This window comes from Pseudonocardia tropica (assembly GCF_040105315.1).
In the GTDB taxonomy this organism is placed as follows: Bacteria; Actinomycetota; Actinomycetes; order Mycobacteriales; family Pseudonocardiaceae; genus Pseudonocardia; species Pseudonocardia alni.
The window spans coordinates 402526-424962 of record NZ_JBEDNP010000003.1; the positions used below are offsets into that span (position 1 = coordinate 402526).

Consider the following 22437-nt stretch of genomic DNA (forward strand, 5'->3'; position numbering starts at 1 on the left):
CCTCGGCGGCGGTCACCGGTCGGCCTTGCCCGCGGTGCCGGTGGTCTCGGTGGTGTCGGTGCCGGTGGTCTCGTCGTCCTCCCGGCCGGGGGTGCGCAGGTTCCAGCGACGGATCACGAAGCGGAACAGCACGTAGTAGACGACGGCGTAGCCGAGCCCGATCGGGATCAGCCACAGCGGCCGGGTGGCCTGGCCGAAGTTGAGGACGTAGTCGATGGCACCGGCGGAGAAGGCGAACCCGCTGTGGACGTCGAGCGCGTTGACCAGCGCGAGCGAGGTGCCGGTGAGCACCGCGTGGATCAGGTACAGCGGCCACGCCACGTAGACGAAGGCGTACTCCAGCGGCTCGGTGATGCCGGTGACGAAGGAGGTCAGCGCGACCGACACCATGATCCCGCCGACGAGCTTGCGCCGCGCCGGGCGGGCCTCGTGCCAGATGGCCAGTGCGGCGGCGGGCAGCGCGAACATCATGATCGGGAAGAAGCCGGTCATGAACGCCCCGGCGGTCGGGTCACCGGCGAAGAAGCGGTTGAGGTCGCCGCGGGTGCCGTCGAAGTCCCCGATGAGGAACCAGACGACCGAGTTGACGATGTGGTGCAGCCCGACGGGCAGCAGCAGCCGGTTGACCAGGCCGAAGATCCCGCCGCCGACGACGGCGTTCTCCCCGACCGCGTTGCCCAGCCCGGTCAGCCCGGCGTTGAACACCGGGTAGACCAGGCTCATGACCGACGCGATCACCATCATCGACACGGCGGTGAGGATCGGGACCAGCCGGCGGCCGTTGAAGAAGCCGAGGAAACTCGGCAGCGTCGTGCGGTGGAAGCGCTGCCACAGCACCGCCGCGACCAGGCCCGCGACGATGCCGCCCAGCACCCCGAAGTCGATCGTGGACTGCTCGCCCTCGGAGTCGAGCACCCCGGGCAGCAGCACCGGGGACAGCGCGGTGAACACGCCGTCCATGACGAGGTAGCCGACGAGGGCGGCCAGCGCGGTGGACCCGTCGGAGCGGCGCGCCCAGCCGATCGCGATGCCGAGCGCGAAGATCATCGGGAGGTGGTCGAACAGCGCGCCGCCGGCCGCCGCGAGCACGGCCGCGGGCTGCTTCAGCGCCTCGACGCCGCCGAGCAGGTCGTCCTGCCCGAGGCGCAGCAGCAGGCCCGCCGCGGGCAGGACGGCGATCGGGAGCATCAGGCTCCGGCCGAGCCGCTGCAGCCCGGCCAGTCCCGGCCGTCGTCGTACCGGCTCCGCCGTGGAGGTGTCGGTGCTCATGGACTCGCACTCCTCGTCGAGTATCGGCGACCGGACGGGCGCGGCGGGCGTTGTGGAGCCACCGCGACAGCCGGTACGGTCTGGTTATAACCAGTGAGGGTGCTGGCGGGACGCGGCACTGTCAAGGCACTGGTCACGACCAGTAGTGACCGGAGGGCGGAGGAACCCCATGAGCAGGGCCGACGACATCGTGGCGGGGCTGGGCGGGCCCGGGAACATCACCGACATCGAGGCGTGCATCACCCGGCTCCGGACCGAGGTCGGCGACCCCCGCCTGGTCGACGACGCGGCGCTGAAGGCCGCCGGGGCGCACGGTGTGGTCCGGTCCGGGACCGTCGTGCAGGTCGTGATCGGGCCGGAGGCGGAGAACCTCTGCGACGACGTCCGGGACCTGCTGTGACGTCCGTCGTCGCGCCCGTCGACGGCGCGGTGGTCGGCCCCGCGGGGGTGCCCGACCCGGTCTTCCGCGACGAGCTGCTCGGCGGCGGGACGGCCGTCGAACCGCCCGCGGACGCCACCGAGGCGGTCGTGCTGGCCCCGGTCGCCGGCACCGTCGCGGCGCTGCACCCGCACGCCTTCGTGATCACCGCCGACGGCGGCCCCGGGATCCTGGTCCACGTCGGCATCGACACGGTCTCGCTCGGCGGGGCCGGGTTCACCACGCACGTCGCGAAGGGCGACGCGGTCGAGCGGGGCGCGCCGGTGCTGACCGTCGACCTCGCCGCCGTGCGGGCGGCCGGCCTCGCGCCGACCTGCCCGGTCGTCGTGCTGGACTCCCCCGCCGGGTCGGTGGGCGCCCCCACCGGGCACACGGTCCGCGCCGGCGACGAGCTGTTCCGCCTGTGACGGGCACCGTTCCCGACGGCGCCCCGGTCGTGTTCGACCTCGACGGCACCCTCGTGCGCAGCGAGCACGTGCACCGCCGGGCCCGGGCCCGGTTCTTCGCCGAGTGGGGCACCGAGGTCGACGACGGGACCTACCGGCACCGGTTCGTGGGCCGCCGCGCGGCCGACGCACTGTGCGAGGTCGACGGTCCGTGGCGCGACACCGACCCCGACGAGCTCGTCGCGCGGCCGGCCGGGCACGGTATCGCCCTCGCCGACGACGTCGTCCCCGGCGCACCCGCGCTGCTCCGCTCGCCGGGGATGCGGAGCCGACCGCGGCCCGGGGCACACCGGACGGTGCCGGACCCGACGCCCGGCCGGCTGCCGGGCCCGGCGGCCTGAGCCGGGCTCAGCCCGCGAGCGAGCCGTGGTGCAGGACGGTGTCGCCGTAGCGGCGGGACCGGCCCGCGGTGAACCCGGCGGGCCAGCCGAACTCACCCGACGCCTTCGCCCGCTCGACGACGACCGCCGCCCCGGGCGCGAGCCAGCCGTGGGTGGCGGCGGCGGTCAGCCAGCCCGCGACCTCGTCGTCGGGCACCGCGTAGGGCGGGTCGACGAGCACGACGTCGAACGCCCGCGGCGCGGGCCCGGCCAGCACCGTCCCGGCCCGCCCGGTGACGACCGACCCGCCGAGCCCGACCGCGGCCAGGTTGCGCCGCAGCACTCCCGCGGCCCGCTTGTCCGACTCGACGAACAGCGCGTCGGCCGCACCCCGCGACAGGGCCTCCAGCCCGAGTGCGCCGGACCCGGCGCACACGTCCAGCACGGCGGCACCGCCGAGGCCCGGGTCGTGGTCGAGCGCGGAGAACAGCGCCTCCCGGACCCGGTCGGAGGTCGGCCGGGTCCCCGAGGGCGGCACGGCGAGCCGTCGTCCGCCCGCCGTGCCCGCGATCAGCCTGGTCATCGCCCCATCGTGCCGTGCGGCTCAGTCCAGCTCGACCAGCAGGTCCCCGCCCTCGACCTGGGTGACCTCGCCGATCGCGAGCCGCTTGACGGTGCCGGCACGGTGCGCGGTGATCGACGCCTCCATCTTCATGGCCTCGATGGTGGCGACGGTCTGGCCGTCGTCGACGGTGTCGCCCTCGCCGACCTGCAGCGTCACGACCCCGGCGAACGGGGCGGCGACGTGCGCGTCGTCGCCCTTGTCGGCCTTCTCCGCCGCCTTCACCTCGGTGGCGACGGACTCGTCGCGCACCGCCACCGGGCGCAGCTGCCCGTTGAGCGTGGTCAGCAGGGTGCGGTAGCCGCGCTCGTCGGGCTCGGAGACGGCCTCCAGCTCGATGATCAGTGTGACGCCGGGCTCCAGGTCGACGGTGTGCTCGAGGTCCTCCTCCAGCCCGTAGAAGAAGTCCTTCGACGACAGCACCGCGGTGTTGCCGTACTGCTCGCGGTGGGTGTCGAAGTCCTTCGTGGGCCCGGGGAACAGCAGCCGGTTCAGTGTGCGGCGACGCTCGGGGCCCTCCGTTCCGGGCATCAGCCCGCGGCGGTCCTCGACGGACAGCTCCGCCTTCTCCGCCTCGGGGCTGCGGCCCTCCAGCGCGCGGGTCCGGAACGGCTCCGGCCAGCCCGCGGGCGGCGAGCCCAGCTCACCGCGCAGGAACCCGATCACCGAGTCCGGGATGTCGAAGCTCGCCGGGTCCTTCTCGAAGTCGGCGGCGTCGACCCCGGCCCCGACCAGGTGCAGGGCGAGATCCCCGACGACCTTCGACGACGGCGTCACCTTCACCAGCCTGCCCAGCATCCGGTCCGCGGCGGCGTAGCAGTCCTCGACCAGCTCGAAGCGGTCGCCCAGGCCGAGCGCGATCGCCTGCTGGCGCAGGTTCGACAGCTGCCCGCCGGGGATCTCGTGGTGGTAGACGCGCCCGGTGGGGCTGGCGAGGCCGGACTCGAACGGCGCGTAGACCTTCCGCACCGCCTCCCAGTACGGCTCCATGTCCCCGACCGCGGTCAGGCTCAGCCCGGTCGCGCGCTCGGTGTGGTCGGTGGCCGCGACCAGCGCCGACAGCGACGGCTGGCTGGTGGTGCCGGCCATCGAGGCGACCGCGCCGTCGACGGCGTCGACCCCGGCGTCGATCGCCGCGACCAGCGTCGCGAGCTGGCCGCCCGCGGTGTCGTGGGTGTGCAGGTGCACCGGGAGGTCGAACCGCTCCCGCAGCGCCGTGACCAGCTTCTTCGCCGCCGGCGGGCGCAGCAGACCCGCCATGTCCTTGATCGCCAGGACGTGCGCGCCCGCGTCCACGATCTCCTCGGCCAGGCGCAGGTAGTAGTCGAGGGTGTAGAGCGTCTCCCCCGGGTCCGACAGGTCCGCGGTGTAGCAGAGCGCGACCTCGGCCAGCGCCGTCCCGGTGCTGCGGACGGCGTCGATGGCCGGGCGCATCTGGGAGACGTCGTTGAGGGCGTCGAAGATCCGGAAGATGTCCATGCCGGTGTCCGCCGCCTCCTGCACGAAGGCGTCGGTCACCTCCGTCGGGTACGGCGTGTAGCCGACGGTGTTGCGCCCGCGCAGCAGCATCTGCGTGCAGATGTTCGGCGCCGCGGCCTTGAGCGCGGCGAGCCGGTCCCACGGGTCCTCGGCGAGGAAGCGCAGCGCGACGTCGTAGGTCGCGCCGCCCCAGCACTCCAGCGACAGCAGCTCGGGCATGGTCCGCGCGACGTACGGCGCGACCGCGAGCAGGTCCCGGGTCCGGATCCGGGTCGCCAGCAGGGACTGGTGGGCGTCGCGGAACGTCGTGTCGGTGACGGCGACGGCGGTCTGCTCGCGCAGCCGCTGCGCGAAGCCCTCGGGCCCGAGCTCGCGCAGCAGCTGCGCGGAGCCGTCCGGCGCGGGTGTCTCCGGGTCGACGCCGGCGGGCAGCTTGTCGACCGGCTCCACGACCAGCGGCCGGTCGCCGTTCGGCTTGTTGACCGTGACCTCGCCCAGGTACTGCAGGATGCGCGAGCCGCGGTCGGCCGACGGGCGGGCCTTGAGCAGGTGCGGGCGCTCCTCGATGAAGCTGGTGGTGACCCGGCCCTGCTTGAAGTCCTCGTCCTCCAGCACGGCGGCGAGGAACGGCAGGTTCGTCGCCACGCCGCGGATCCGGAACTCGGCCAGCGCGCGACGGGCGCGCCGGGCGGCGTTGGCGAAGTCGTGGCCGTGGCAGGTCAGCTTGACCAGCATCGAGTCGAAGTGCGCGGACACCTCGGCGCCGACGTGCACGGTGCCGCCGTCCAGGCGCACGCCCGGGCCGCCCGGGGAGCGGTAGACCGACAGCGTGCCGACGTCGGGCCGGAACTCGTTGGCCGGATCCTCGGTGGTGATGCGGGTCTGCATCGCCGCACCGGTGAGGGTGATGTCGTCCTGGGCCAGCCGCAGCTCCGGCAGCGTCATGCCCGAGGCGATCCGCAGCTGGGCGATGACCAGGTCCCGGTCGGTGACCTGCTCGGTGACGGTGTGCTCGACCTGGATGCGCGGGTTCATCTCGATGAAGTGGTGCCTGCCGCGCTCGTCGAGCAGGAACTCGACGGTGCCCGCGTTGACGTAGCCGATCGTCCTCGCGAAGTTCACCGCGTCGGCGCAGATCCGGTCCCGCACCTCCGGGTCCAGGTTCGGGGCCGGGGCGATCTCGACGACCTTCTGGTGGCGGCGCTGCACCGAGCAGTCGCGCTCGTAGAGGTGCACGACGTTGCCGTCGGCGTCGGCGAGGATCTGGACCTCGATGTGCCGCGGGTTGACGACGGCCTGCTCCAGGAAGACGGTGCCGTCGCCGAACGCGGACTCCGCCTCCCGGCTCGCGGCCTCGATCGCGTCACGTAGGTCGCCCGGCTCGGTGACCCGGCGCATCCCGCGTCCGCCACCCCCGGCGACGGCCTTGACGAAGATCGGGAAGTCGATGTCCTCGGCCGCGGCGAGCAGCTCCTCGACGTCCGACGACGGCTCGGAGGACTCCAGCACCGGCACGCCCGCCTCCCGGGCGGCGGCGACGGCGCGGAACTTGTTGCCCGTCAGGTGCAGGACCTCGGTGGGCGGCCCGACGAAGGTGATGCCCTCGTCGGCACAGGCACGGGCCAGGTCGGGGTTCTCCGACATGAAGCCGTAGCCGGGGTAGACGGCGTCCGCGCCGGCCTTCTTCGCGGCGCGGATGACCTCCTCCACCGACAGGTAGGCGCGGACCGGGTGGCCCGGCTCGCCGATCTGGTAGGACTCGTCGGCCTTCGCGCGGTGCAGCGAGTTGCGGTCCTCGTACGGGAACACCGCCACCGTCGAGACACCCAGCTCGAACGCGGCCCGGAACGCCCGGATGGCGATCTCGCCCCGGTTGGCCACCAGCACCTTGCGGAACATCGTTCTCCTCATCACGATCGGCGACGACGCCCGCCGCGACGGGGGTTCCCGCGCGACGGACGCGTGATCCTGACACGGATCGCGCGATCGGGACCACTGTTCGGGACGCGGTGCCCACTGAGCGGGACATCGTCGTGCGCGGGAGCGCCGACGGGCCGCCGTGACGTGGCACGACGTCACCGGGACGGCATCCGGGCGCGTGGCGCGATCCGGACGGCTGGGGCACCGTGGGGAGCGGGACCGGCCCTCCTCGGCCGGCGCGGAGGGACGGTGGTGACGGTGGTGGCCGTGGTGTTCCAGCTGCTGTCGTTCGCGCTGCTGGTGCTGGCCGTGGTCGGCGCCTACCGGCGGCTGCGCGCCGACCGTGACCCCGGCCCCGTCCCCGCCCCGGAACCGGCCGCGCGTCCCGTGCTGTCGTCCGAGGCCGTCGCCGCCGAGCAGGCGTGGCGACGCGCGCGGGCGGAGTTCCAGCGGCTGCGCGCGGAGTTCGCCGCGCACGAGGCCGACCCGCTGGCCGTGCTGCGCCGCCCCGCGCTGTCCGACACCACGGTGGCGGCCACCGCCCGGTTCGTCGACTCCTTCGCCGAGGCCCAGGCGCTGGACACCGACGGCTACCCGGGCGAGCCGCACGCCGGGACCCACGTGCGCGCCGTCGACGCCGCCCGCCGCGCCTGGACCGCCGCGGTGGACGCCGCCGACCGGATCCGGCTCGCCGGGCTGGACCCCGAGGAGCGGCGCACCGTCGAGCGCGTGGTGAAGCTGCTGACCACCGCGCGGGACTCCGACTCCGGACCCGAACGGCTCGCCGCCTACGGCCGCGCCCGCGTCGAGCTGGACCGGCTGGAACGGGCCGGGCGGGTGCACCTGCCCCGCCCGGCCCGCGCCCGGCTGGACGCGGCGGCCCGCGGCGAGCTCCCCGGGCCGTGACCGGTCACGACTTGTCCAGGTAGGCGGCCCGCTCCTCGTCGCCGAGGGTCTCCCCCACCAGGTCCCGCAGCCGCGGGTGGCCGGCCAGGCCCGGATTCTCGGCGACCAGGTGCCGGGCGTACACCTGGGCCTTCTCGATGACCTCGCCGTGGCGCAGCAGCGACAGCAGCTTGAGCCCCGAGCGGGAGCCGGACTGGCTCGACCCGAGCACGTCGCCCTCGCGGCGCAGCTCCAGGTCGAGGCGGGCCAGTTCGAAGCCGTCGGTGGTCCCGGCGATCGCGTCGAGCCGTTCGCGGGCCGCGGTCGCCGCGGGCATGTCGGTGACCAGCAGGCACAGGCCGGGTGCGCTGCCCCGGCCGACCCGGCCGCGCAGCTGGTGCAGCTGGGACAGGCCGAAGCGGTCCGCGTCGAGCAGCACGATCCCGGTCGCGTTCGGCACGTCGACGCCGACCTCGATCACCGTCGTCGCGACGAGCACGTCGAGTTCGGCGCGTTCGAAGGCCCGCATCACGGTGTCCTTCTCCTCCGGCGGGAGCTTGCCGTGCAGGATCCCGACCCGCAGTCCGGCGAGCTTCTCCTCGATCAGCGGGGCGATGTCGAGCACCGCGAGCGGCGCCCGCCGCTCCTCCCCGCCGTCGTCGTCGGGCGGCGGCTCCTCGGCGTCCTCCTTCTCGGTGCCGCCGACCCGCGGGCACACGACGTAGCACTGGTGGCCCGCCTCGACCTCCTCGCGGATCCGCTGCCACACCCGCTCGATCCACGACGGGTGCTCGGCCAGCGGCACGACGGTCGTCGCGACCGGGGAGCGGCCCTTCGGCAGCCCCTTCAGCTCGGACACCGCCAGGTCGCCGTAGACGGTCATGGCCACGGTGCGCGGGATCGGGGTCGCCGTCATCACCAGCATGTGCGGGGCCTTCTCACCGCGGGCGCGCAGCGCGTCGCGCTGCTCCACCCCGAACCGGTGCTGCTCGTCGACCACGACCAGCCCCAGCTCGGCGAACCCGACGGTGTCCTGGATCAGCGCGTGGGTCCCGACGACGATCCCCGCCGCCCCGGACTGCGCGTCGAGCAGTGCCTGCCGCTTGGCCTTCGCCCCCATCGACCCGGTCAGCAGCGTCACCGCGGTCGCGTCCTCCCCCGCGCCGAGCTCGCCGCCGCGGCCGAGCGCGCCGAGCATCGCGCGCAGCGAGCGGGCGTGCTGGGCGGCGAGGACCTCGGTGGGGGCCAGCATCGCGGCCTGGGTGCCCGCGTCGACGGCCTGCAGCATCGCCCGCAGGGCGACGATCGTCTTGCCCGCGCCGACGTCGCCCTGCACGAGGCGGTTCATCGGGTACTCGCGGGCGAGGTCCGCGGCGACCTGCTCGCCGACCTCCTGCTGGCCCTCGGTGAGCGGGAACGGCAGGTCCGCGTCGAACGCGGCGAGCAGGCCGTCGTCGCGGCGGGGGCACACCGGGGCGGGCCGCGCGACGGCGGCCTCCCGCCGGAGCGCGAGCGCCAGCTGCACGCCGAGCGCCTCGTCCCACACCAGGCGGTGCCGGGCGGCGAACAGGTCGGCCTCGGTCTCCGGCACGTGGATGCGCCGCAGCGCCCGCCCCAGCTCGGGCAGCTTCTCCCGCTCGCGCAGCGACTCGGGCAGCGGGTCGGTCGGATCGTCGATCTGCTCCAGGACCTGGCGCACCGAGCGCGCGATGGCCTGCGAGGTCACCTTCGCGTTCGCCGGGTAGACCGACAGGAACGGGCGCAGCGAGTCGCTCTCCTCGATCTCCTCGAACTGCGGGTGGGTCAGCTGCAGCCGGTTGTTGAACACCCCGACCTTGCCGGAGAACACCCCGACGACGCCCTGCTTGATGAAGCCCTGCAGCTTCCAGCCGTTGAAGAACGTGGCGTCGAGCTCGCCGCCCTTCTCGTCCCGGATGACGGCCTTGAGCATCTTCCCGCGCCGGTTGCGCATCTCCCGCAGCTCGGCACGCGCCACAGCCGCGACGACGGTGACGTGCTCGCCCGCGACCAGCCCGGCGATCTCGGTGAGCCGGCCGCGGTCGACGTAGCGCCGCGGGTAGTGCCGCAGCAGGTCCCCGACGGTCTCCAGCCCGAGCGGGGCCAGCGCGTCGGCGGCCTTGCGCCCGAGCGGCCCGTCGAGCCTGCTGTCGAGGTCGAACCCGTCGTCCATCTACTCCACTCCCAGCACCAGCGGGTAGTCGCCCTGCTCCCCCCGGTGCACCACGACGTCGACCTCCGGGTGGGTGCGGCGCAGGTCCTCGGCGAACCGCTCCCCGAGCTCGTCGGGGGCGGCCGAGCCGAGCAGCACGGTCACCAGCTCCCCACCCGGAGTGAGCATGCGGTGAGCCAACCACAGGGCACCGACAGCGAGATCCGGGGCGATCAGCACGACCTCGCCGTCGGAGATCCCGAGGATCTCCCCCGGGCGGCAGGGACCGGCCCAGGTGAGCGCCTCGGCCTCGGCGACGGCCAGCCCACCGGTCCGGGTGGCGGCCGCGGCCTCGGCCATCGCGACGACGTCGTCCGGGGCGCGGCGGGCCGGGTCGTGCACCGCGAGCGCGGCCAGGCCCTGCAGCACCGAGCTCGCCGGGATCACCACCACGTCGATGCCCTCGAACCGCACCCGCTCGGCCGCGGTCTCGGTGACCGTGCGCCGGTGCGTGGCACACGGCAGCACCACGACGTGCTCGGCGCCGGTCGCGCGGATCGCGGCCAGGACCTCGTCGACGGTCGGGTCCGGGTCGGCGACCAGCACGTTCCCGCCCGCGGCCCGGGCCAGCGCCCCGGCCCCGCTGCTCTCGATCATCAGCAGGACCGCGCGGTCCCGGGTCGGCGGCGCCGGCGGCAGCGCCTCGATCCGGATCCCCGACGGGCGCCCGACCGCCAGCCCCGCCTCGACCGCGGGCCCGGCCTCGGTGGTGTGCACGTGCACCATCACCCCGCCACCGCCGTCCCCGGCGAGGCCGACCGAGTCCCCGAGCCCGGCGAGCCGGGCACGCAGCGTCTCCAGCGCGGCCGGGTCGGGACCGGGCAGCCAGTAGGTGACCTCGTAGACCGGCTGGGGCACCCACGGCACGAGCTCGCCGTCGGCGGTGACCGCCGAGGCCGGGCCGGGCGTCCCCACCTGCGACGACGGCGGCGGCCCCGGATCACCGCCCGCCGCGGCGACCAGCGCGTCCAGCACGACGACCAGGCCCAGTCCGCCCGCGTCGACGACCCCGGCCCGCACCAGCTCCGGCGGTCGCCCGGTGGCCCGGGCCAGTGCGGCCCGGGCCGCGTCCGCGGCCACCCGGGCGGCCTCGGCGAGCGCACCGGTCGTGTCGAGGCCCGCGCCGTCGAGGTCGGCGCGGCCGGACGGGTCGGTGCCCCTCGACGGGTCGGTGCCGCCGGACGGGTCGGGCAGGTCGGTGACCCGGGTGAGCTCCGCACCGGCGGAGGACGGCCCGGTGGCCGCCCCGGCCGCCACCCGCGCCGCCACGGCCGCGGCGGCGGCGTCGAGCACGGTGAGCGCGGTCCCCGGGCGCGGCGCGGACACCGCGACGGCCGCCAGCGCCGCTGCCCGCCGCAGCGCCCCGGCGAGCAGCTCACCGGCCGGGGTGTTCGGCCGTCGTGCGGCCGCGGCCTCCAGCTCCTCGGCCAGACCCCGGAACAGCTGGGACAGGATCAGGCCGGAGTTCCCGCGGGCCCCGCGCACCGCGGCCGCGGCCAGGGCCGCCGCGGCGCGCACCGGCCGGACGTCCTCGGCGGCGGGGTCCGCGGCGGGGGCGTCGGCGGCCGGGGAGTCCCCGTCCAGCGGGGCCGAGGCCGCCGCACGGGCGGTCAGCAGGAGGTTCGACCCGGTGTCGTGGTCGGCGACCGGGAAGACGTTGATGCGGTCGATCTCGGCCCGGCCTGCGGTGAGCCGCTCGGCGGCGGCGTCGATCCAGCGGCGCAGCAGCGCGGGGTCGAACGGCGAGGCCACGGGCCCCACACTAGGTGCGCGGAGGCCTCCGGTGCCGCGGGACGGCCCCGCGCGCCGGTCACGACACGGGCGTGGCTAGAATTGAAGGCCGAGCCTCGGCACGTCCGTGCCGAGAATCTGTTCGTGAATCTGTTCGTCAACCCGAGGAGTGTCCGACGTGGCTGCCGTCTGCGACGTCTGTGGCAAGGGTCCGGGCTTCGGCATGTCCGTCTCGCACTCGCACCGCCGCACCCACCGCCGCTGGAACCCCAACATCCAGACGGTGCGCGCCGCGATCAACGGCGGCAACCGCCGTCGGATCAACGCCTGCACCTCCTGCCTGAAGGCGGGCAAGGTGACCCGCGTCTGAGTGCGCGAGACCCGAACCACGATCGAGGCCCGGTCCCCTGGGGACCGGGCCTTCGTCGTTCCCGGGGCCGGATCAGCCGACCACGGACCGCCACCAGCCGCGGCGTGCCCCGCGCACGGTGACCGACCCCATGCCGACCTTGCCGTGCACCACGAGGTGCGGCCCGGCCGCCCCGGGCGTCGCCGGCACCCGGGTCTTCACCTCGCCCCAGGACGCCTTCGTGCCGTCGACGTCGGCGGTGCCGCCCTCGGGCAGGACCAGCACGACCTCGCCCATCCCGAGTGCGACCTCGATGTCGATCCGCGGCGGCAGCGACCGCACCTCGGACAGATCGAGGTGGATGGTCCCCATCGACGACGACAGGTGCAGCGCCGCCGGCACCTGCCAGTCCCCGGTGCGCTTGATCGTCCCCGCCGCGGTCGTCAGCCGCACCCGCTCCGACGGCGCGGGCGGACGCGCGGGGACGGGCGCCAGAGCGGTGACCGACGGCGGCAGCCCGCCCGGCAGGTCCGCCAGCGGCGGCTCCAGGTCCCGGGCGACGCGCGCGGCGTAGACCGCGTCGAGCCGTTCCTCCAGCTCGCTCAACGTGATGCGGCCCTCGCCGACCGCGTCGTGCAGCCGGCGGGCCGCCGCCTCGCGGTCGGCGTCCGATATGCGCATGTCCCCGGGGTCGTCCACCCGGTCCAGCCTAGGGCAGCTTCCAGTCGACGGGTTCCCCTCCGATCTCCTCCAGCAGATCGTTGGCCCGGCTGAAGGGCCGCGACCCGAAGAAGCCGCGGTCGGCCGACATCGGCGACGGGTGGGCCGACTCGATCGTCGGCACGTCCTCCAGCAGCGGAGCGAGGTTGCGGGCGTCGCGGCCCCAGAGGATCGCGACCATCGGCTCGGCGTCGCGGGCCACCAGGGCGCGGATCGCCTGCTCGGTGACCTCCTCCCAGCCCTTGTTGCGGTGCGAGGCCGGCTCCCCGGGGGCGACGGTCAGGCACCGGTTGAGCAGCAGCACGCCCTGCTCGGTCCACGGGGTCAGGTCGCCGGAGGTGGGCGCCGGGTGCCCGAGGTCCTCGGCGTACTCGCGGAAGATGTTCTGCAGCGAGCGCGGCAGCGGGCGGGTCTCGGGGGCGACGGAGAACGACAGCCCGACCGCGTGGCCGGGGGTCGGGTACGGGTCCTGTCCGACGAGCAGCACCCGGACCTCGTCGAAGGGCTGCTGGAACGCGCGCAGCACGTTCGCCCCGGCGGGCAGGTAACGGCGGCCCGCGGCGATCTCGGCGCGCAGGAACTCGCCCATCGCGGTGATCGTCTCGGCGACCGGTTCCAGGGCCTGGGCCCACCCGGCATCGACGACCTCGTTCAGCGGCTTGGCCATCAGCCCTCCAGCCGGCGCAGCTGCGACGCGAAGCGGCGGCCCCGGTCGACGTAGGACTCCACGGCGTACCGCCAGCGGTCGGCGGGCACCTCGTAGCCGTCGCGGACGCGGGCGGGCACGCCCAGCGCCATCCGGTACGCGGGCACGTCGGCCTTCGGCGACACCACCGCGCCGGCGGCGACGACCGCGCCCTCGCCGATCGTCGAGCCGTTCAGCACCACCGAGCCCGACGAGATGAGCGCCCGGTCGCCGATGGTGGCCGCCTCGATGTGCACGTTGTGCCCGACGGTCACCTCGTCCCCGATGATCGTCGGCTGCTCCAGGGTGGTGTGGATGATCGACCCGTCCTGGATGCTGCTGCGGGCACCGACCTCGATCCGGCCGTCGTCGCCGCGCAGCACCGCGGTGGGCCAGACGGTGGACTCCGGGCCCAGCGTCACGTTGCCGATCACGACGGCGTCCGGATGGACGTAGGCGGTCGGGTGGATGTCCGGTTCGGCGTCACCGAGCGCGTACAGAGGCACACCGCGAGGGTACGAAGCGCCCGCGGGCCGCCACGCCGGGGGCCCACCCCCACCCGCGGAGACGTGCGCGGCGCAACCGACCGGGGTGACCGGAGACGTCGGTGTGGAAACCCCGTCGAACGGGTAGAAGCTCCCGAGTCATGATCAGGGTGCCCGGCACCCCCGGCCCCCTGGACGGAGGCGCTGCCCGGTGATCCCTCTGGTCACCCTGGGCGGGGCGGTCGCGCTGGCGCTGCTCGCCCCGGTGCTCGCCCGGCTGCTCGGCCGCAACGCGGGCTATCCGCTGGCCGCGGGTCTCGCCGCACTGGCCGTGTACGCGAACACCGCCGCCGGTGACGTCGTCCGCGGGGAGGTCCTCACCGCGGGCGTGTCCTGGATGCCGTCGCTGGGCATCTCCTTCGGTCTGCGGATGGACGGCCTGTCGCTGCTGTTCGTGACGATCGTGCTGGGCGTCTGCGCGCTGGTGATGGCCTACTGCCCGCGCTACCTGGAGTCGTACTACCCGATCGGCACCGTCTACGGACTGCTCACCGGGTTCGCCGCCGCCATGATCGGTCTGGTCACCGCGAACGACCTGGTGCTGCTCTACGTGTTCTGGGAGCTCACCACCGTCCTGTCGTTCCTGCTCGTCAACACCGCCGGACCGGCGGCTGCGCTGCCCGCGGGCCGCGCACTCGTCGTGACGGCGATGGGTGGGTTCGCCCTGCTCGGCGCGGTGGTGATGATCGGCGTCGCGGCCGGGAGCACCAGCCTCGACGTGGTCCTCGCCGACCCGGGCGCGGTGCTCGCCAGCCCCCTGGCCCCGCCCGCGGGGGCGCTGCTGATCCTGGCCGCGGCGACGAAGTCCGCGCAGCTGCCGTTCACGTTCTGGCTGCCCGGCGCGATGGTCGCGATGACCCCGATCAGCGCCTACCTGCACGCCGCGACGATGGTGAAGGCCGGCATCTACCTGCTGATGCGGTTCACCCCGGTCTACGTGCCGTCGGTGGCCTGGTCGGCGGTGCTCGTCCCGCTCGGGCTGGCGACGGCCGTCGTCGGCGCGGTGCTGGCGCTGCGCGAGCACGACCTGAAGGCGGTGCTCGCGCACTCCACGGTGAGTCAGCTGGGCCTGCTCACCGCCGCGATCGGCGTCGGCACGTCCTACGCGCTGTCCGCGGCGGTGCTGCACACCTTCGCCCACGCCCTGTTCAAGGCGACCCTGTTCATGCTGGTCGGGATCATCGACAAGGAGGCGGGCAGCCGCGACGTGCGCGAGCTCGGCGGCCTGCGGAAGGTCATGCCGGTCACCGCGGCGCTGACCGGGGTCGCCGCGCTGTCGATGGCGGGGGTGCCGCCGCTGCTCGGGTTCGTGTCCAAGGAGAACCTCTACGAGGGCTTCCTGGAGGCCGACTTCGCGCCCGGCGCCGGGCCGGTGGCCGCCGCCGTCGCGGTCGTGGCGTCGGCGCTGACCTTCGCCTACTCCGCGCGGATCGTGCACGGTGCGTTCGGCGGCAGGCTCAGCCAGCCCGGCCTGTACGAGCCGTCGTGGGCGTTCCTCGCCCCGGCCGCCGTCGCCGCCGTGCTCGGGCTGGTCCTCGGGCCCGCCGTGCGGGTGCTCAACCCGCTGACCGACCGGGCCGCCCGCGACCTGGACCCGGGCTCGGAGCCGGTCACGTTCGTGCTCTGGCCCGGCTTCGGCACCGCACTGGTGCTGTCGGTGCTCACCGTCGCCGGCGGCTACGCGCTGTTCCACTGGCGCGACCGGGTCGACCGGGCGCTGGAGCGCCTCCCGGTCCCCGACGGCGCCGCGGTCTTCGACCGGATCCGGGCCGGGGTGCTCGCCCTCGGCGCCCGGGTGGGGCGCCCCGACACCGACCCCTCCCCCGCCGCCGTCCTGGCCCGCCCGGTGCTGGCGCTGCCGGTGCTCGCCGTCGCCGCCGGGGTGGCCCTGCCCGCGCTGCCGCCGTTCCCCGCGCCGGTCACACGGCCACTGGACTGGGTGGTCGTCGTGCTCGTGCTGGCCACGGTCGCCGGGGCCGTGACGACCCGCTCGGTCACCGCGGCGCTGGCGCTGACCGGCTTCGGCGGGCTGGCGACGGCGCTGTGGCTGCTGCTCGCCGGCGCCCCGGACGTCGCGATGACGCTGCTGCTGGTCGAGGTGCTGACCACCGTCGTCGCGGTGCTCGTGCTGCGCGGGCGCGGGATCCGGCTGCACCGCCCGGCGCGGTGGCGGCGCGCCCCGGCCGCGGTGGCCGCGCTGGCCGCGGGCCTGTCGCTGGGGGCGGCCACCTTCGTGCTGACCGGGCGCCGCGAGCCGTCGCCGGTCGGCGGGTACCTGCTGGACACCGCGGAGACCGCCACCGGCGGGACGAACGTGGTCAACACGATCCTCGTCGACTTCCGCGGCATGGACACCTTCGGCGAGGCCGTCGTGGTCGGGGCGGCGGCACTGGGGCTCCTGGTGCTGATCCGGCGCGGTGAGGCCGGCGCGGAGGGCAGCACCCGCCGACGGGTCGCCACCGACGGCCCGGCCGACACGATCGTCATGCGGGTCGCCAGCCGTGTGCTGGCCCCGCTGATGCTCGTGATGTCGCTGTTCCTGCTCTGGCGCGGCCACGACGAGCCCGGCGGCGGGTTCATCTCGTCGCTGGTCGGGGGCGTCGCGATCGTGTTCCTGCGCCTCGCCCACCGCGGCGACGCGTGGGCGCTGCGCCTGCGGCCCGAACCGCTGGTCGGGTCCGGGCTCCTGCTGAGCCTGCTCACCGGGATCGCGGTGTACCCGCTGGGGCTGCCGTTCCTGACGCCGGTGTACCTGCCCGGCGGGGTGCTGTTGTCGTCGTTCGTGTTCGACCTGGGGATCTACCTGATGGTGGTGGGGCTGATCGTGGCCGCGACCGACCGGATCGGCGGGCGCGCCCGCACCGGCTCCCTGCTGGGGAGCTCCCGGTGACGGCCGCGGTCGTCGTCGCCGTCCTCGTCGCGGGCGGGGTGTACCTGGTCCTGCAGCGCGAGCTGCTGCGCACGGTGCTCGGGTTCGTGCTGCTCGGGCACGGCGTGAACGTCCTGATCATCTCCGCGGGCGGGATGGCGACCCGCGAGCCCGCGCTGCTGGGGCAGCAGGACCGGGCGCAGATGGCCGACCCGCTGCCGCAGGCGTTCGTGCTCACCGCGATCGTGATCGCCTTCGCGATCACGGTGTACCTGCTGGCCCTGCTCAAGGCCGGCGACGAGGACGAGGGCGGGGACCCCCGGTGACCGGCCTCGAGGCGCTCGTCGTCGCGCCGATCCTGGTTCCGCTCGCCGCGGCGGGCCTGCTGGTCCTGCTCACCGCGCGCCCGCCGGGCGGGGGCGGGCCGTTCCTGCTGCCGATGACGGCGCGGCGGATCGTCGCGTTCACCGCGCTCGCCGCGTCGACGGCCGTGTCCGCGGTCCTGCTCGCCGCCACCGCGGACGGCGCGGTGATCGTGCAGCGGCTCGGGAACTGGCCGGCCGGCATCGCGATCCCGCTGGCCGCCGACGCGTTCGGCACGATCATGCTGACCGTCACCGGGGTGCTGGGGATCGCCTGCCTGGCCTTCGCCGCGGTCACCGGGTCCGACACCGACCGTGCGTTCCTGCCGCAGTCGCTGCTGCTGCTCGCCGGAGTGCACGGCGCCTACCTCACCGCGGACCTGTTCAGCCTGTTCGTGTTCGTCGAGGTCATGCTCGTCCCCAGCTACGTGCTCATCGCGACCGGCCGGGGCCCGGAGCGGATCGCGGCGTCGCGGCTGTACCTGACGGTGAACCTGCTGGCCTCGACGGTGTTCCTCGCCGGGCTCGGGCTGGTCTACGGCGTCGCCGGGACGGTGCAGCTCGGCGATCTCGCCGGGCGCGCCGTGACCGACCCGGCGCTGGCCGCGGCGACCGCGGTGATCCTGCTGGCACTGTCGGTGAAGGCCTCGCTGGTGCCGCTGCACAACTGGCTGCCGCGGGCCTACACCGCCGCCCCGGCCGCGGTCACCGTGCTGTTCTCCGGGCTCCTGACCAAGGTCGGCGTGTACGCGTTGTTCCGGATCTACGCGACCGTCTACGACGGCGACCCGCGCTTCCTGCCGATCGTGCTGGTGGCCGCGCTGCTGACGATGGTCGTCGGGGTGCTCGGCGCGGTCGGCGCCGGCGGGATGCGCCAGATCCTGACCTTCCACATGGTCAGCCAGATCGGCTACATCGTGCTCGGCCTGGCGATCTGGACCCCGGCCGGGCTGGCCGCGGCGATCTACTTCCTGGTGCAGTACGTGCTGGTCAAGGCGGCACTGCTGATGGTCGCCGGTGCCGTCGAGCAGTACGTCGGCACCGACACGCTGTCCCGGCTCGGCGGGCTCGCCGCCCGCAACCCGGCGACCGCGGTCGCGTTCGCGGTGTCGGCGCTGAGCCTGGCCGGCATCCCGCCGCTGTCCGGGTTCGTCGCGAAGCTCGCCCTGGTGCTCGGCGCGGTCGGCGCGGGCATGGTCACCGCCGCGCTCGTCGCGGTCGGGGTCAGCGTGTTCACCCTGCTGTCGATGCTCAAGATCTGGAACGGCGCGTTCTGGGGCGGCGACGCCCCCGAGCCGGACCCCGGGGGCGGTGCGGGCACCGTGGTCGCACTGCGGGTCCCGGTCCGCGCGGTGGCCCCGGCGCTGGCGCTGGGGGCGCTGTCGCTGCTGCTCGGGCTGTGGGCGGAGCCGCTGCTGGCACTCTCGTCGGTCGCCGGGCAGGGTCTCGCCGACACCGCCGTCTACGTCGGGGCGGTGGGGGCGCCGTGACGACCCGCCGACGCGCACCCGGCCGCGGCGGGCGCCCGCGCGCCGCGGTGGGGTTCCTGCTGTGGTTCACCGGCGAGTTCTTCCGCGCCAACGCCGTCGTGCTCCGCGAGGTCCTCACCCCCGGGCACGGCATCGACCCGGCGGTGGTCCGGGTCCGGCTGCGGTCGCGGAGCATGATCGAGATCGCGTCGATCATGAGCCTGCTCAGCCTGACCCCCGGCACCCTCGCCCTGAACCTGACCACCGGCTCGCGCAGCCCGGAGCTGCTCGTGCACGGCATGCACGCCTCGGACCCCGAGCAGCTGCGGGCGAGCGTGCACGAGATGGAGGACCGGTTGCTGGCGTTCCTGCGCCGCCCCGCCCCGGGCGTGGTCGACCGCGATCCGGAGGAGACCCCGTGAGCACCCTGTTGCTGGACGCCGGGATCGTCGTACTGGCGCTCGGCCTGCTCGTCGCGGTCGGGCGGGTCCTGGCCGGGCCCACCGACGCCGACCGCGGGCTGGCCGTCGACTACGGCTTCGTGGTCGTCGTCGGGCTGATCGCGTTGCTGGCGCTGCGGCTGGGATCCACCGCGATGCTGGACCTCGTCGTCGTCGCGACGCTGGTCGGGTTCCTGACCACGGTCGCCGTGGCCCGGCTGATCTGGGCGGAGAAGGGGGCGAAGCGGTGAGCGTGCTCGTCGGCGGACCGGTGCAGAACGCGATCGGCGGGATCGTGCTCGGCGCCGGGGTGCTCCTGGTCGCCGCGGGCGCGGTCGGCATGGTGCGCCTGCCCGACGTCTACAACCGCACGAACGCCGTCACCAAGGCCGCCGGGCTCGGGATCGTCGCGATCCTCGTCGGGGTCGCGATCCTGGTGCCCGAGCCCGGGGTGCTGCTGACCCTCGGCGTCGCCGTGGCGCTGCAGCTGTTCACGATCCCGATCGCGAGCTTCGCGATCGGGCACGCCGCCTACCGCTCCGGTGCCCCCTCGACCCCGTCGACGCTGCGCGAGGACGACCCCCGCTCCGCGGGCTCCCGCGGCGACGACGGCTGAACCGTCCGCACCTCCCGGGCGCGCGCGTCGGCGTCGATGTCCTCCCCCAGGTCGTCGACGACGAGTGCGTCCCGGTCGATCGCGCCGCTGCGGTAGGCCGAGCGACCGACCACCTGCGAGATGACCGGCGCCGTCAGCACCTGGAACAGCACGACCAGGATCAGCGTCGAGGAGTTCACGAACTCCAGGTTCACCGCGACGCCCAGCAGGATCAGCAGCAGCCCCAGGGTCTGCGGCTTGGTGGTGGCCTGCAGCCGGGCGGGCAGGTCCGGCAGCCGGACCAGCCCGAGCGCGCCGAGCAGGCAGGACAGCCCGCCGGCGAGCATCAGCGCGGCGGAGACCACGTCGAGCACGTCGTGCACGCCCATCAGCGGTGCCGCTCCCATCGTTCGACCAGGCGGGCCGCCGTCGCCGAGCCGACCAGCGCGATCAGCGCGACCGCGGCCAGCAGCGGGATGTTCGACCCGTCGGAGTAGATCGCCGCGTACACCGCGGCCGCGGCCACGATGAGCACGACGAACACGTCCAGGGCCGCGATGCGGTCCAGCGTGGTGGGGCCCTTCAGGAGCCGCCACATCGTCAGCGCCGCCGCGGCGGTCAGCATGATCAGTACCAGCGTGTGGACGACGGTCACCGGTCGTTCCTCCCCGCGTCCTCGGCGGTGACCGCGGCGACGGCGGCGGCGCACCGGTCCCGGTCCTCCTGGCTGCCGACGGCGTCGATGACCCGCATCTGCAGCCGCATCATGTCCCGGCGGAGCCGTTCGACGGCGCCGGGTCGGTGCAGGCCGAGTGCGTAGACGTACCAGCGGTGCCGGGCGCGGTCGATCTGCAGCGTGAAGCTGCCCGGGGACAGCGCGCAGGCCGCGACGATCGTCGTCGCGGTGCGGTCCGAGCCGGTGCACAGCGGCAGCCCGACGATCCCGGACCGGGCGCGCGGCCCGTGCCGCAGCGTCACCATGCTGACCCGGATCCCGGAGACGACCAGGTCCGATGCCAGGAACGCCAGCAGCCGCAGCAGCTTCCACGGGCGGAACGGGAGCCGCTCGGGCAGCAGCGGAAGCGGGAAGATCGCCGTCACCGCGGCGCCGACGAGCAGCCCGCCGACGATCGCGGCCGGGGACACGCTCCCCCACAGCAGCACCCAGACCAGCGCCAGCGCCAGCACCTGCGGGATCCGCCGGCGCACGCTCCCGCCGCGGGCGGAGCCGCCCATCGGCTCGGCGACGGTGTCCGGGACCGGCGGGGGCACCCGGGCGGGGGTGCGGTCGGCCTCGGGTGTCTCGCCCGCCTCGGCCGCGCCCATCTCGCGGTCGCGGACGGCCTCCGGGCAGGTCTCGGCGTCGTCGAGCTCGCGCGGGTCCGGTCCGTCGGCCGTGCCCGCGCCACCGCGGCTCGGGGTCTGCTCGCTCACGGGGTCACCTCCGGGGTGTCGCCGGCCGCGGTCCGGACGGTCGTGTTCCCGTCGACGCCGCCGGCCGGCCCGCCGGCGCTGATGGTCCCATCGCTGCCGGGGTCCGCGCCCGGCCCGAGGACGGCGTCGGTGTAGCCGGTCCGGTCGTGCAGGTCCACCCCGGCCCGGGCGGTCACCCCGGACAGCGGGCCGGCGAACAGGGCGATCGCGACGCTGACCACGACCAGCGCGGACGCGCCGACGTACATGCCGCGGGCGCTGCGCGCGGTCCCGACGACGAGCTCGTCGTTCGGGTCGTCGTCGGCGAGGGGCTCCTTGGGCGCGCCCCAGAACACCCGCACCCAGACCCGGGCGACGGCGTAGAGGGTCAGCAGGCTCGCCAGCACGACGACGGCGGCGACCAGCGCCCCGGCGGGGCCCGCGCCCGCACCGGCCTGCAGCAGCGCGAGCTTCGCGACGAACCCCGAGGTGGGTGGCAGCCCGGCCAGGGTGATCGCGGGGATCGCGAACAGCACGGCCAGGTGGGGCGCCTGCTGGGCCAGGCCTCCCATCTGGGAGATCGACACCGTCCCGGTCCGGCGGGTGATGAGCCCGCTGACCAGGAACAGCGTCGCCTGCACCGTGATGTGGTGGACGACGTAGATCCCGGTCCCGGCGATGCCGTCGGGGGTGTGCAGGGCGAGCCCGAACACCATGAACCCGATGTGGCTGACCAGCAGGAACGACAGCAGCCGGTTGAGGTCGTCCTGGGCGACGGCGCCGAGCGCCCCGACGACCATCGTGATCGCGGCGATCACCAGCAGCAGCGTCGACGGGCTGTCCTGCGGGAACACCAGCGTCTGGGTGCGCAGCAGCGCGTAGATGCCGACCTTGGTGAGCAGCCCCGCGAACAGCGCGGTGACCGGGGCGGGCGCGTTCGGGTAGCTGTCGGGCAGCCAGAAGTGCAGCGGCACGATCGCCGCCTTGATGCCGAACACCACGATCAGCACCAGGGCCAGGACCGCGCGCAGGCCCTCCGGCAGCGCACCCATCCGCCCGGCGAGGTCGGCCAGGTTGACCGTGCCGGTGGCGGCGTAGACGAGCCCCACCGCGGTGAGGAACAGCAGCGACGAGGTCAGCGACACGATCACGTACGTCATGCCGGACCGGATCCGCGACGCCGACGTCCGCCGGGTGATGAGCACGTAGCTCGACGCCAGCATGATCTCGAACGCGACGAACAGGGTGAACAGGTCGCCGGTCAGGTAGGCCAGCGACACCCCCGTCGACAGCAGCAGGAAGATCGGGTGGAAGGTGGTGCTGGCGGTCTCCCGGCCGTAGTCGGAGATCCGCTGGTCGATCGCGTAGACGAGCACCGCGAGCGTCACCACCGACGAGATGAGCAGCAGCAGCGCCGACATCCGGTCGGCGACCAGCACGATGCCCATCGGGGCGGGCCAGCCGCCGAGCTCGGCGACGACCGGCCCGTAGGTGTCCGCGGCGACCAGCAGCACCAGGCCGACGACGCACACCAGCGTCAGGGTCACCACGCCGATGACCCGCTGGGCCGAGGCGCGACGGCTGACGACGACGCTGCTCGCGGCGCCCAGCATGGGCAGCAGCACCGGCAGCGTGACCAGGGCCTGCAG

The 22437-nt window shown here is 74.6% G+C and carries 23 protein-coding genes; 11 read left to right on the forward strand and 12 right to left on the reverse strand.

Annotated elements, in window-relative coordinates; genetic code table 11:
- Positions 1-12: 12 nt before the first annotated feature.
- Positions 13-1269 carry a PTS transporter subunit EIIC gene (locus tag WHI96_RS07555; protein WP_345654076.1) on the reverse strand — a complete coding sequence of 419 codons (1257 nt, stop codon included), beginning with the start codon at positions 1267-1269 and terminating at the stop codon, positions 13-15.
- 169 nt (positions 1270-1438) lie between these two features.
- Here WHI96_RS07555 and WHI96_RS07560 point away from each other — a divergent pair, with 169 nt between their 5' ends.
- From WHI96_RS07560 to WHI96_RS07570, 3 genes are read left to right on the forward strand one after another with little or no spacing between them, the layout of a single operon-like run.
- Positions 1439-1669 carry a PTS sugar transporter subunit IIB gene (locus WHI96_RS07560; protein ID WP_345654073.1) on the forward strand — a complete coding sequence of 77 codons (231 nt, stop codon included), beginning with the start codon at positions 1439-1441 and terminating at the stop codon, positions 1667-1669.
- Positions 1666-2115 carry a PTS sugar transporter subunit IIA gene (locus WHI96_RS07565; protein WP_345654070.1) on the forward strand — a complete coding sequence of 150 codons (450 nt, stop codon included), beginning with the start codon at positions 1666-1668 and terminating at the stop codon, positions 2113-2115. Before WHI96_RS07560 ends, WHI96_RS07565 begins: the two co-directional genes overlap by 4 nt.
- Complete coding sequence (locus WHI96_RS07570) at positions 2112-2495, forward strand: HAD family hydrolase (protein WP_345654067.1); 384 nt, start codon at positions 2112-2114, stop codon at positions 2493-2495. Before WHI96_RS07565 ends, WHI96_RS07570 begins: the two co-directional genes overlap by 4 nt.
- 7 nt (positions 2496-2502) lie before the next feature.
- Here the strand turns inward: WHI96_RS07570 and rsmD are convergent, their stop codons facing one another.
- Positions 2503-3057 (reverse strand): 16S rRNA (guanine(966)-N(2))-methyltransferase RsmD, encoded by a 555-nt coding sequence (rsmD, locus tag WHI96_RS07575; RefSeq protein WP_345654064.1) that lies wholly within the window; start codon positions 3055-3057, stop codon positions 2503-2505.
- Between the two features lie 21 nt (positions 3058-3078).
- Positions 3079-6474: a pyruvate carboxylase gene (locus WHI96_RS07580; RefSeq protein WP_345654061.1), complete on the reverse strand. Its 3396-nt coding sequence runs from the start codon at positions 6472-6474 to the stop codon at positions 3079-3081.
- Positions 6475-6744: 270 nt separating this feature from the next.
- Between WHI96_RS07580 and WHI96_RS07585 the strand changes: the two genes are divergently transcribed.
- Positions 6745-7401: a hypothetical protein gene (locus tag WHI96_RS07585; protein WP_345654059.1), complete on the forward strand. Its 657-nt coding sequence runs from the start codon at positions 6745-6747 to the stop codon at positions 7399-7401.
- Between the two features lie 4 nt (positions 7402-7405).
- Here WHI96_RS07585 and recG read toward each other — a convergent pair whose 3' ends face one another.
- The gene (recG, locus tag WHI96_RS07590) at positions 7406-9571 is read right to left on the reverse strand and encodes an ATP-dependent DNA helicase RecG (protein ID WP_345654056.1); all 2166 of its coding nucleotides are present in this window, start codon (positions 9569-9571) and stop codon (positions 7406-7408) included.
- A complete protein-coding gene (locus WHI96_RS07595) occupies positions 9572-11362 on the reverse strand; it encodes a DAK2 domain-containing protein (protein ID WP_345654054.1) in 1791 nt (596 codons plus the stop codon).
- Between the two features lie 157 nt (positions 11363-11519).
- Between WHI96_RS07595 and rpmB the strand changes: the two genes are divergently transcribed.
- Entirely contained in the window at positions 11520-11711 is a 192-nt protein-coding gene (gene rpmB, locus WHI96_RS07600) for a 50S ribosomal protein L28 (RefSeq protein WP_020627372.1), read from the forward strand.
- A gap of 72 nt (positions 11712-11783) precedes the next feature.
- Here rpmB and WHI96_RS07605 read toward each other — a convergent pair whose 3' ends face one another.
- The 3 genes from WHI96_RS07605 to WHI96_RS07615 are packed head-to-tail and all read right to left on the reverse strand — an operon-like array spanning position 11784 to position 13601.
- Entirely contained in the window at positions 11784-12389 is a 606-nt protein-coding gene (locus tag WHI96_RS07605) for a DUF1707 SHOCT-like domain-containing protein (RefSeq protein WP_345654050.1), read from the reverse strand.
- 10 nt (positions 12390-12399) lie between these two features.
- A complete protein-coding gene (locus tag WHI96_RS07610) occupies positions 12400-13080 on the reverse strand; it encodes a uracil-DNA glycosylase (protein WP_345654181.1) in 681 nt (226 codons plus the stop codon).
- A complete protein-coding gene (locus WHI96_RS07615) occupies positions 13077-13601 on the reverse strand; it encodes a gamma carbonic anhydrase family protein (RefSeq protein WP_345654047.1) in 525 nt (174 codons plus the stop codon). The genes WHI96_RS07610 and WHI96_RS07615 overlap by 4 nt, the downstream gene beginning before the upstream one ends.
- Positions 13602-13791: 190 nt before the next feature.
- Between WHI96_RS07615 and mbhE the strand changes: the two genes are divergently transcribed.
- Genes mbhE through mnhG (WHI96_RS07645) form a run of 6 tightly spaced genes read left to right on the forward strand, consistent with a single transcriptional unit; the run spans position 13792 to position 19396 of the window.
- The gene (mbhE, locus tag WHI96_RS07620; protein WP_345654044.1) at positions 13792-16530 is read left to right on the forward strand and encodes a hydrogen gas-evolving membrane-bound hydrogenase subunit E; all 2739 of its coding nucleotides are present in this window, start codon (positions 13792-13794) and stop codon (positions 16528-16530) included.
- Complete coding sequence (locus tag WHI96_RS07625) at positions 16527-16835, forward strand: sodium:proton antiporter (protein ID WP_062400935.1); 309 nt, start codon at positions 16527-16529, stop codon at positions 16833-16835. Before mbhE ends, WHI96_RS07625 begins: the two co-directional genes overlap by 4 nt.
- Positions 16832-18361, forward strand: coding sequence for a monovalent cation/H+ antiporter subunit D family protein (locus WHI96_RS07630; protein ID WP_345654041.1), 1530 nt, complete (start codon positions 16832-16834; stop codon positions 18359-18361). Before WHI96_RS07625 ends, WHI96_RS07630 begins: the two co-directional genes overlap by 4 nt.
- Positions 18271-18762 carry a Na+/H+ antiporter subunit E gene (locus WHI96_RS07635; protein ID WP_345654038.1) on the forward strand — a complete coding sequence of 164 codons (492 nt, stop codon included), beginning with the start codon at positions 18271-18273 and terminating at the stop codon, positions 18760-18762. The genes WHI96_RS07630 and WHI96_RS07635 overlap by 91 nt, the downstream gene beginning before the upstream one ends.
- The gene (locus WHI96_RS07640; RefSeq protein ID WP_226355704.1) at positions 18759-19031 is read left to right on the forward strand and encodes an MrpF/PhaF family protein; all 273 of its coding nucleotides are present in this window, start codon (positions 18759-18761) and stop codon (positions 19029-19031) included. Before WHI96_RS07635 ends, WHI96_RS07640 begins: the two co-directional genes overlap by 4 nt.
- Positions 19028-19396, forward strand: coding sequence for a monovalent cation/H(+) antiporter subunit G (mnhG, locus tag WHI96_RS07645; RefSeq protein WP_345654033.1), 369 nt, complete (start codon positions 19028-19030; stop codon positions 19394-19396). The genes WHI96_RS07640 and mnhG (WHI96_RS07645) overlap by 4 nt, the downstream gene beginning before the upstream one ends.
- On the opposite strand, the gene mnhG (WHI96_RS07650) is transcribed toward mnhG (WHI96_RS07645), so the two are convergent.
- From mnhG (WHI96_RS07650) to WHI96_RS07665, 4 genes are read right to left on the reverse strand one after another with little or no spacing between them, the layout of a single operon-like run.
- Complete coding sequence (gene mnhG / locus WHI96_RS07650) at positions 19312-19782, reverse strand: monovalent cation/H(+) antiporter subunit G (protein WP_345654030.1); 471 nt, start codon at positions 19780-19782, stop codon at positions 19312-19314. The two genes, mnhG (WHI96_RS07645) and mnhG (WHI96_RS07650), sit on opposite strands and share 85 nt — an antisense overlap.
- Positions 19764-20030 (reverse strand): MrpF/PhaF family protein, encoded by a 267-nt coding sequence (locus WHI96_RS07655; RefSeq protein WP_062400930.1) that lies wholly within the window; start codon positions 20028-20030, stop codon positions 19764-19766. Before WHI96_RS07655 ends, mnhG (WHI96_RS07650) begins: the two co-directional genes overlap by 19 nt.
- Positions 20027-20809, reverse strand: a complete 783-nt coding sequence (locus WHI96_RS07660; RefSeq protein ID WP_345654026.1) for a Na+/H+ antiporter subunit E — start codon at positions 20807-20809, stop codon at positions 20027-20029. Before WHI96_RS07660 ends, WHI96_RS07655 begins: the two co-directional genes overlap by 4 nt.
- Complete coding sequence (locus tag WHI96_RS07665; protein WP_345654178.1) at positions 20806-22437, reverse strand: Na+/H+ antiporter subunit D; 1632 nt, start codon at positions 22435-22437, stop codon at positions 20806-20808. The genes WHI96_RS07660 and WHI96_RS07665 overlap by 4 nt, the downstream gene beginning before the upstream one ends.